Origin of the sequence: Mesorhizobium sp. M7A.F.Ca.CA.003.01.2.1, assembly GCF_003998945.1 — a bacterium.
GTDB classification, from domain to species: Bacteria; Pseudomonadota; Alphaproteobacteria; order Rhizobiales; family Rhizobiaceae; genus Mesorhizobium; species Mesorhizobium ciceri.
In genome coordinates this window covers 1-1140 of sequence record NZ_RZRA01001301.1, presented here as the reverse complement: position 1 = coordinate 1140, position 1140 = coordinate 1, and the positions used below count along the sequence as shown (strand labels likewise).

General features: G+C 61.1%; 1 protein-coding gene and 1 pseudogene. One reads left to right on the top strand and one right to left on the bottom strand.

All coding sequences use genetic code 11. From position 1 onward, the window contains the following. A pseudogene (locus EN969_RS36440) lies at nt 1-147 on the bottom strand (multidrug efflux MFS transporter); the annotation flags it as partial. Nucleotides 148-454: 307 nt separating this feature from the next. On the opposite strand from EN969_RS36440, the gene EN969_RS32175 reads away from it, so the two are divergent. Beyond that, nucleotides 455-1140, top strand: a 686-nt coding sequence (locus tag EN969_RS32175) for an IMP dehydrogenase (RefSeq protein WP_127419792.1), incomplete at its 3' end; no start/stop codon positions are given.

Below are 1140 nucleotides of genomic sequence, written 5' to 3'. Positions count from 1 at the left end.
GAGATAGGCGGTCAGGGCCAGCTTGAGCGCGATCGGGCTGGTGTGGATGTCGACGGCGATCGCCGGCAGCGATGTCGCGATAACAGTCGAATCCATGTTTTCCATGAAAAGGGCGACCGCCAATATAAGCGGGATGGTGCGGTTCAAGGAACGCGTCCAGACTTGAATGTTGCGTTGCCGGTTGCATGTCGGCCCTGAGGCGGGCGGTTACCATGCCTTCGCCGGGATGTCGCATTAATTTGCTGTCACTTTTGTGCGACCGGCAACCACAGGTGGCATCCCTTCGCCGGAAAGTCACCTTTCCGGGAGCGTGAAATCATCCGCTTTTCATCGGTGCTTGGACGTGGTACCAGCCAGCGCCAATCCTGAAAGGGAAGAAACGAGTCGGCGCTGTCCATTCCGGTCCAGCGCTTTTTTGTATTCCCCCACCGTTTTTATGTTCAAGGGACTGGCCATGGCAAAAATCATCGAAACGTCCACCGGCGCATTGGCGCTGACCTTTGACGACGTGCTGCTGCAGCCGGGTCATTCCGAGGTCATGCCCGGCGAAACCGATGTCCGCACCCGCATCGCCGGCGACATCGACCTGAATGTGCCGATCCTGTCGGCGGCGATGGACACCGTCACCGAGGCCCGGCTTGCCATAGCCATGGCCCAGGCCGGCGGCATTGGCGTCATCCACCGCAATTTCTCGCCGGCCGAACAGGCCGAGCAGGTGCGGCAGGTCAAGAAATTCGAATCCGGCATGGTGGTCAATCCCGTCACCATCGGCCCCGACGCGACGCTCGCCGACGCGCTGGGCCTGATGCGCAGCTATTCGATCTCGGGCATTCCGGTGGTCGAGAACGGCGGCAGCGGCGGCCACAAGATCGGCCGGCTGATCGGCATCCTGACCAATCGCGACGTGCGCTTTGCGTCCGATCCGGCGCAGAAGGTCCATGAACTGATGACCCGTGACAACCTGATCACGGTCAAGGAGAACGTCGACCAGGACGAGGCCAAGCGCCTCCTGCACCAGCACAGGATCGAAAAGCTGGTGGTCGTCGACAGGCAGGGCAATTGCGTCGGACTGATCACCGTCAAGGATATCGAGAAGTCGCAGCTCAATCCGCACGCCACCAAGGACGCACAGGGCCGCCT